The organism is uncultured Corynebacterium sp. (assembly GCF_902782855.1).
Classification (GTDB): Bacteria; Actinomycetota; Actinomycetes; order Mycobacteriales; family Mycobacteriaceae; genus Corynebacterium.
Window position 1 is genome coordinate 1 of the sequence record NZ_CACZOO010000163.1, and the last position, 7,592, is coordinate 7,592.

Below are 7,592 nucleotides of genomic sequence, written 5' to 3' on the forward strand. Positions count from 1 at the left end.
CAGATCAACTGAGACACGCCGCATCGACCGAACGCGTGCCGGTGCCCGGTTTTCCCAGGTCATCGTTGCCAGATAGACTGCAGAATCTGCCAACTATACTGAGACAGGTCATCCGTGCGGCCGGTAGACCGTCAGCGCCCGGTACCGCGAGACATACTCCAGCTGCGACACCTTCTCCCCCACCTCACCGTCGTAGGCGACCTCCGTCGGCCCACCGAGGATCTCGCAGCGGAACTCCGGTCGGCGCAGCTCGTGGTACAGCGGGCTCCTGCCCAGGCGTCCCGTGAGCAGTGACAGCATGATGCGCAACCGAGAGAACCGCCGGCCGGTCTCCAGTATCCGCACATCGAGCAACCCGTCCTCGACGCTGCCCCGGTCGACGGGTGCGAAGCCCGACGGACGGTACAGAGAATTGCCGAGGAAGAACAGCGAGGTCTTCAGAGTCTTGCCGTCATACCTGATCTCGACGGCGTTCTCCTCCTTGAGCACCTGCCAGGCGGCAATGACCGCGGCCACGGTCTTGCCTGTCTTCCCCTCGTACTTCTCCCTGACCTCGACGAAGCGCGGGTAGATACCGATGCTCGCGGTGTTCAGCAGCGTAGTCCCACCATTGAGCGTGACGACATCGACCTTCTCCACTGTCCCGGCCTTCACCGCGGCGATGGTCCGGTCGGTCGTGGCGCAGTCGATCTGCTTGGCGAAGTGGTTGAACGTGCCGCCCGGGAACACCGCCAGCGGTTTGTCTGCTGCACGTGCGATACCCGCGGCCGCGGCCACAGTGCCGTCACCACCAGCGATACCGAGCACCTCGGCCCGGGAGGCGGCGTCCTCCAGAACCTGCTCGACGTCATCGTCCGGTTCCAGGGCGACGATCTCGGCGGCCGGGAGCGCTTTCTCGACCTCCGTGAGGACCCTCTCCCCTGTCCCACTACCCGATGCCGGGTTCACGACAAGGACCAGGCCTTCACCCTCGGGACGCGCTGAGGTGTCGACGATGTACGGCTCGGTCCCGGAGATGTCCGGCACCACCGGCGGCGGCACGATCTTCGCACCGATGGCGGTGATCAGCACACCCAGGCCGAAACCTGCCAGCACATCGCCGGGATAGTGCGCGCCGGTGTACACCCGGGAAAAACCGACGAGACCGGCCAGTGCACCGATCCCGACCCCGATCCCCGGCGCCTCGACCGCCACGCCGGAGGCGAAGGCTGCAGCACTGGCGGAGTGCCCCGAGGGGAAGGAACTCGACTCCGGGTACCGGCGGATCTGACGCGCCACCGACACCGACCCGTGCCCCGGTCGCTGCCGCCGCCACCAGCGCTTCGCCACCTGGTTGGCGATGAGACTGGTACTCGCCACGCTGACCACTCCACGCATCGCGGCCCGCTGGATCCGGGGGCTGCCGGTGAGTGCCATGGCACCGGCGATCCCGATCCACAGCTTCGAGTAGTTGGCGGCACCGGTGAGCCTGGGCAGCAAGGCGTCCAGTCGTGGATTCTCCGCTCCGGCGACCGCGTCGAACACGTCCCGGTCCATCTGCACGACGCCTGAGAGCATCTCACCCACTTCGGTCCGCCTGAACCGGCCCCCGATCCGACCCCTGACACGACCATTCATTGGCGTATTCTCCGTCCACCTGCAGCTGACTACCGACCACCCCAGACTACCTGGTGGATACGCCGGTGTTACCGCAGGTCACAGTGACGGCAGGTCAGTAGTGGAACTCCCCGTCCGCGCTGAACCCGGCCTCACGGACCTCCGTGACGCAGTCGGTCGGCAGTGGCCCGTAGATGTGGGGAAACAGCTGACCGTTACCCGCCTTCTCCTCGCGCACCTCTGTGCCTGCGCCGCGCACGGCGTCCTCGTCGAGGACCAGGACGCACAGCTGGACGCCGGAACCGGCAGCCGAACGGTAGAAGCGGTCCGCAGTCGCGGCAATCTGGTCCTCGTGGGATGCGTGGATGAACCCGACATCGTCGAGCGACTGCTCCAGGGTGGAGACCCGGTACTCACCTGCGGCGAGCGCGGCATCCCAGGACGACCTGGCGGCGATATGATAGATGGTCATGTGCCAAAATGCTACCTATGACTCTTCCTCACCCTGACATCGATCCGGACGGACTGCTGGAGTACTCCGTCGTCTTCACCGACCGTTCACTGAACCACATGTCGAAGCGCTTCGTCGGCGTCATGCAGGACATCATCTCCGTGCTCAGGGAGGCCTACGACGCCTCCGCGGTCGCCGTCGTCCCCGGCGGTGGTTCCTACGGCATGGAGTCGGTCGCCCGGCAGCTGGTCACCGACCAGAGAACCCTCATCGTCCGCAACGGCCTGTTCTCCTTCCGGTGGTCCCAGATCATCGACACCGGGAAGATCACCGACGACGTCACCGTGCTCACTGCCAGCCAGGCAGAGGACGCCACCACCTCCCCCTGGTCCCCCGCCCCGATCGACGAGGTCACCGCCACGATCCGCGAGCAGAAGCCGCGGATCGTCATCGCACCGCACGTGGAGACCGCCGCCGGCATCCAGCTGCCCGACGACTACCTCCGTGCCCTCGGAGCCGCCGCCCACGAGGTCGGCGCCCTGTTCGTCCTCGACTGCGTCGCCTCCGGCGCCTCCTGGGTCTCCATGACCGACTGCAACGTCGATGTGCTGGTCAGCGCCCCCCAGAAGGGATGGTCCGGCACCCCCTGCGCCGGGTACGTCATGCTCAGCGAAGCTGCCAGGAAGGCCGTCGAGGAGTCGACCTCCACCAGCTTCGCCATGGACCTGAGGAAGTGGCTGTCCATCGCCGACTCCTACGTCGACGGTGCGACCCCGTACCACGCCACGATGCCCACCGATTCTCTGGCCCACAACGCCGCCCTCATGCTCGAGGCCCGCGAGATCGGACTGGAGAAGCTTCGCGACGCCCAGACCGAGCTCGGGGCGAAGGTCACCGCCCTCCTCACCGAGCGCGGTTTCACCCCCATCGCCGCTGAGGGTTTCGCCGCCCCGTCCGTCATCGTCGCCTACACCGACGACCCGGCTGTGCAGTCAGCGGCGAAGTTCAAGGAGGCCGGCATCCAGGTCGCCTCGGGTGTCCCGCTGCAGTGCGGTGAGCGCGGGGACTTCAGCACCTTCCGCCTCGGCCTGTTCGGCCTGGACAAGCTGCAGGACGTCGACGGCACCGTCGACCGGCTGCGCGTCGGACTGGACAAACTCGGCCTCTAGGCGGACTCTGGGGAACATGCTCTTCGCCTTCTCCATCGCCCCGTCGACCACCCCGGAACCGGACGGCTCGATGTCCCGCATCGTCGCCCGGGCTGTCGAGGTCGTCCGCGCCTCCGGCCTTCCCCAGGAGACCTCGTCGATGTTCACCACCGTCGAGGGGGAATGGGACGAGGTCATGCCCGTGATCAAGCGGGCCTGCGAGGCGGTTGCCGAGATTTCCCCCAGGGTCTCCCTGGTGCTCAAGGCCGATCTGCGGCCGGGACGCTCCGGAGAGATCACCGGCAAGGTAGAACGCCTCAATGCCGCGATCGACAACTGGTGACGTACCCCCCTGTCCCCGCCGGGTCCCGGTGGGTCAACCGGCCGCTGTGACCGATGCCGCGTCATTGCGTTCAGTGAAGTAGTCGGCGGCCCGGACCGGCGCGTAACGGACGCCGCCGCCGACCGGCGGGGCGAACGGCTCGATGATCTGGTCCATGTCCGGCTCGCAGAAGCAGATGATGCTGTACAGCTCCTCGGAGGGGGACTCCTCCGGTGGTGCGAGGACGCGGTGCTTAGTGGACCGCCACCGGTCGCCGGTCCACCGTGCCAGCAGGTCGGCGATGTTGATCGTCATCGCCCCCTCGACGAAGGGCGCGGTCGCCCATTCCCCTTCCAGGGTCTGGACCTCCAGGCCACCGTAACCGGGCTGCCGGTCCAGGATGGTCACCAGACCCCAGTCGGTGTGCGGGGCGATACGGTACTGCCCCTGCTTCGCCCGGCCCACGACGGACAGTGCAGGGTAGCGGTTGATGTTGAAGGTGTTCGGGGACTTCGACGCCCTCTCCACGAAGTACCGTTCGTCGAGCCCGAGTGCGGTGGCCAGCATCTCGAGCAGGTCGATGTAGAGGGCACGTGCCTGATCGATCCAGGCCAGCACCAGCTCCCGGAGTTCGGGAACCTCGGCCGGGTAGACATTGTCCCTGAAGTACTCGGCGTCGATCCCGGCGTCCCCGGTACGGAAATCCCGGCCGAAGGTGAGAGTCTCCTTGAGATCGGCTTTCCCCGGGTCGACCGTCTCACCGTAGTAGGAGTTGGCCTCGTCACCTGTACGGATCCAACCACGGCCGCCGACCGCCGTCCGGTACCGCTCCTTGGCCTCCTCCGGTAGGTGGAAGAACTCCTTCGCGGCGGCGCGGACCCGGGCGGAAAGCGCCGGGTCGATGCCGTGACCGGAGACCATGAAGAAGCCGGAATCCCGCATCGCCCGGTCGAGACGCTGCGCCAGTGCCGTCCGTCGGGCGGCATCCCCGGTGCGCCAGACAGCGACATCGATGAGCGGGATATCGGGGGTCGTCGACATGTAGGCGTACCTTTCTTCACGGATGCGGACGCAGGTCATCCTACTCAGGTTCGTTGCGGAATCCAGACCTCCCCCTGGTTCGCCACCCCTGTACTTCTGTCGAATAACACAGACCGTGCACATCTGTGAAGAGTCCGTTCCCCGGACACGGACACGGTGACCCCACCGCCGTGGCCCGGGCCGCACCTACCGCACCCGGGCGGTCTCGATCCGGGACGGAGCGGCGTAGGCGGTGATACCCGCGCAGAGGATCGCCGCCAGGGACAGCAGCTTCGACCAGTCCTTGTCCAGCAGACCGCCGAAAATGACGTCGAACACGGCTGCGGCGATGGTCAGGGCTATGATCGCCGCGTTGAACAGGCCCTCGTTCCCGGTGCCGGACACCGGAATGTAGAGCAGACCTGCGAGGACACCGACGATGCCGGCGACCACACCGTGGATGACAGCGGCACCCGGCCCCAGCGCCACCGTGTCACTGACGGCGGCGATGAGCTGGTCGACGATGAGGACCACCGCGAACGTCACGATGGCGGACAGGACGCCGAGGAGCACGAGATTCACCGAGACCTTCTTCGCCTCGAACTTCCCCGCGAGCAGCGACGGACCCTGATCCTCGTAGGAGTCCTGGTACTGCTCCTGGTAGCGGGGCTGCCGGTAGTTCTGCGACTGGGGGTGCTGGCCGTCCTGCTGGTACGGGGACTGCCCGAAATCGTCACGGCGGTACTGACGGGTCTGGTCGTCGTAACCGTCGTTGCCGTAGGGGTACTGGTTACTCATCGGAACTGTCGCTCTCCATGGGATCGTCGGTCGGAAAACAGAAACTGTACAGGCACAGGATACGGCGCACACTACCGCAGGTACATGTGCATGACCTGTCCGGCGCCCACGAGGACTCTGCCCGCGCCGACACTGCTCCCCTTCCCGGCCGGAGATCGCCGGCCGCCCGGCCCCGGTCGACTCCGGCGACACCCCGGGGAGTCAGCGGCGGATCAACAGCTCGCCATGCAGCATGAGGAAGATCGCCGCCGGATCTTCCGCCCACTCCCGCCACCCGTGGCAGATCCGGCCGGCCGCGGTCTCCACCGCGTCGGCGTCCCAGGTTCCGAGCACACCTGCCAGTTGGTCACGGAACCGCTCCTCGGTGACCCTGGCGCACCAGCTGTCGGCGAGGTCCACGGTCGGCCTGCCACCGGGCGCGTTCGACCATACCCAGGTCGAGGTGGAGAAGGACAGGTCATCGATGTCACAGCCCGCGGCCAGTGCCCACCCGACCAGGTGACGCCCGGCGTCCGGATCCGCCCCGTTGGCCTGCGCCATGGCCCGGTAGCGGTGCGTCCACTCCCGCAGACCCAACGGGGCCGGGTGGTACGACATCGCCGCGTAGTCGGCGTCCCGTAGCGCGACAACGCCCCCCGGTGCAGTGACCCGCAGACACTCCTGCAGCGCGGCGACCGGGTCGGTGAGATGCTGGAATACCTGGTGGGCGACCACGACATCAAATGACCCGTCGCCGAAGGGAAGCCGGTAGACGTCCCCTGGCAGGAACTGGGCCCCGATCCCCCGGACCTCGGCTGCGGCACAGGCCGCCTGCAGTGGCACCGGCGTGCTCTCCACGCCCGTGACCTGGGACGCCGCCCCTCCGAGTCCGGCGATCATCGCAGCCAGGTCCAGGGTGATCGATCCTGGTCCGCACCCCACGTCAAGAACCCTCGACCCCGCCGTGAGGTACGGCAGGGCGAAAGCCAGGGAATCGGTGGCGGTACGCCGTGCATGGTTGCCCAGCACGGCGGCACCATGGCCGTGGGTGTACCTCTGCGCGGACTCCGGGGTGTCGTTCTCGACGGGACTTCTCACAGAGGCAGACTCTACGACGCCTGCCTGGCGAAGAGTTCACCGAGGGTGGCGTCGACCTGTCCCATGTAGGTGGGCGACAGGTTGAACAGGCCGAGATGCCCGGCAATGTCGTCGATGACCCGCAGCTCACTACCGGGAATGAGCGCCTGCTCCGCGGCACAGTCACGCACCGGGAAGAACATGTCACCGCTGATCGGCATGACGTAGGTGACCGCGGTGACCCGACCCAGCGCGGCGGCGAGATCACCGTCGGTGTGCCGGGAGACGTCACCTCGCTGCCACTTCCATGCGTTGTTGAGCAGCGTGTTGGGGTCCATCGACATGAACAGCGGATCGAGGAAATCGGCGAGGGCGGATTCCTTCGATTCCAGACCGAGGCCTCGCCACGCCTCCTGCTTCCACCACTCCGTGGAGAAACCCATCGCAGCCCAGAGGTGGGACTGGCGTCGCAGCCCGTCGGCGACGTCGGTGTGTGAGGAGTACTCACCGCCGTTGAAGCCCGGATCAGCCCACACGGCCTCATTGAGCGTCTGGGCGAAGATGAAGTCGTGCGGGGTGTTCTTCGCGGTGCCGGCGATCGGTGCGGCCCGCTGCACCTTGTCCGGGAAGCGGACGATCCACTCGTAGGTCTGCTGGGCACCCATGGAACCGCCGACGACGGCGAAGAGCTTCTCGATACCGAACCTCTCACGCAACAGACGCTCCTGGGCGACCACGTCGTCACCGATGCGCACATCCGGGAACCTGGACATGGCGATGGAGGCGTCGGTGGTGTTGAACGGCGAGACCGACATCCCGTTGCCGATCTGGTTGACGCAGATGACAAAGTACTTCGACGGGTCGAGAGCGTGCCCCTCACCGACGTAGTGCTGGAACCAGGTACCGTGGGTGCCGGAGTACCAGGTGGGGATGAGAATGGCGTTCGACTTGTCGGCATTGAGTTCACCGGCGGTCGCGTAGGCGAGCCAGCAGTCCTCGATCACGCCGCCCTCCTCCAGCTCCAGGCGCCCGATGGACGCCGTCTCGTACGGGCCCTGGGCCTCGGCGGTGTAGAAATCGTTGACCAGCATGGATGGGGGATCCTCTCGCGCGCGTAGTGCTGTGACTGAACTCACAGTCTCTCCGTCGAAACTACACTTCTGCTCGGCTGTGCGCCACTGTCATCCCGCCACTGTCATCC

The 7,592-nt window shown here is 66.6% G+C and carries 8 protein-coding genes; 2 read left to right on the forward strand and 6 right to left on the reverse strand.

Annotated elements, in window-relative coordinates; genetic code table 11:
• Positions 1–108 precede the first annotated feature (108 nt).
• On the reverse strand, positions 109–1,617 hold the full coding sequence (locus QZV72_RS07425) for a diacylglycerol kinase family protein (RefSeq protein WP_297006782.1): 1,509 nt from the start codon (positions 1,615–1,617) through the stop codon (positions 109–111).
• Positions 1,618–1,711: 94 nt separating this feature from the next.
• On the reverse strand, positions 1,712–2,068 hold the full coding sequence (locus QZV72_RS07430; protein WP_297006786.1) for a DUF952 domain-containing protein: 357 nt from the start codon (positions 2,066–2,068) through the stop codon (positions 1,712–1,714).
• Between the two features lie 17 nt (positions 2,069–2,085).
• Between QZV72_RS07430 and QZV72_RS07435 the strand changes: the two genes are divergently transcribed.
• Positions 2,086–3,216: an aminotransferase class V-fold PLP-dependent enzyme gene (locus QZV72_RS07435; RefSeq protein WP_297006788.1), complete on the forward strand. Its 1,131-nt coding sequence runs from the start codon at positions 2,086–2,088 to the stop codon at positions 3,214–3,216.
• Positions 3,217–3,232: 16 nt separating this feature from the next.
• Positions 3,233–3,538 carry a thiamine-binding protein gene (locus QZV72_RS07440; protein ID WP_297006789.1) on the forward strand — a complete coding sequence of 102 codons (306 nt, stop codon included), beginning with the start codon at positions 3,233–3,235 and terminating at the stop codon, positions 3,536–3,538.
• A 33-nt stretch (positions 3,539–3,571) separates the two neighbouring features.
• Here QZV72_RS07440 and QZV72_RS07445 read toward each other — a convergent pair whose 3' ends face one another.
• The 4 genes from QZV72_RS07445 to QZV72_RS07460 form a co-directional block, all read right to left on the reverse strand.
• The gene (locus QZV72_RS07445; protein ID WP_297006791.1) at positions 3,572–4,597 is read right to left on the reverse strand and encodes an isopenicillin N synthase family oxygenase; all 1,026 of its coding nucleotides are present in this window, start codon (positions 4,595–4,597) and stop codon (positions 3,572–3,574) included.
• Positions 4,598–4,744: 147 nt separating this feature from the next.
• Positions 4,745–5,335 (reverse strand): hypothetical protein, encoded by a 591-nt coding sequence (locus tag QZV72_RS07450; RefSeq protein ID WP_297006794.1) that lies wholly within the window; start codon positions 5,333–5,335, stop codon positions 4,745–4,747.
• A gap of 201 nt (positions 5,336–5,536) precedes the next feature.
• Entirely contained in the window at positions 5,537–6,412 is an 876-nt protein-coding gene (locus tag QZV72_RS07455; RefSeq protein WP_297006796.1) for a class I SAM-dependent methyltransferase, read from the reverse strand.
• An 11-nt stretch (positions 6,413–6,423) separates the two neighbouring features.
• Positions 6,424–7,482: an alpha/beta fold hydrolase gene (locus QZV72_RS07460; RefSeq protein WP_297006798.1), complete on the reverse strand. Its 1,059-nt coding sequence runs from the start codon at positions 7,480–7,482 to the stop codon at positions 6,424–6,426.
• Positions 7,483–7,592: the final 110 nt, after the last annotated feature.

Bases quoted from the DNA above. Each gene is read 5' to 3' on its own strand.
- QZV72_RS07425 (WP_297006782.1), bottom strand. From the start codon at position 1,617: ATGAATGGTCGTGTCAGGGGTCGGATCGGGGGCCGGTTCAGGCGGACC.
- QZV72_RS07430 (WP_297006786.1), bottom strand. From the start codon at position 2,068: ATGACCATCTATCATATCGCCGCCAGGTCGTCCTGGGATGCCGCGCTC.
- QZV72_RS07445 (WP_297006791.1), bottom strand. From the start codon at position 4,597: ATGACCTGCGTCCGCATCCGTGAAGAAAGGTACGCCTACATGTCGACG.
- QZV72_RS07435 (WP_297006788.1), top strand. From the start codon at position 2,086: ATGACTCTTCCTCACCCTGACATCGATCCGGACGGACTGCTGGAGTAC.
- QZV72_RS07460 (WP_297006798.1), bottom strand. From the start codon at position 7,482: ATGCTGGTCAACGATTTCTACACCGCCGAGGCCCAGGGCCCGTACGAG.
- QZV72_RS07450 (WP_297006794.1), bottom strand. From the start codon at position 5,335: ATGAGTAACCAGTACCCCTACGGCAACGACGGTTACGACGACCAGACC.
- QZV72_RS07440 (WP_297006789.1), top strand. From the start codon at position 3,233: ATGCTCTTCGCCTTCTCCATCGCCCCGTCGACCACCCCGGAACCGGAC.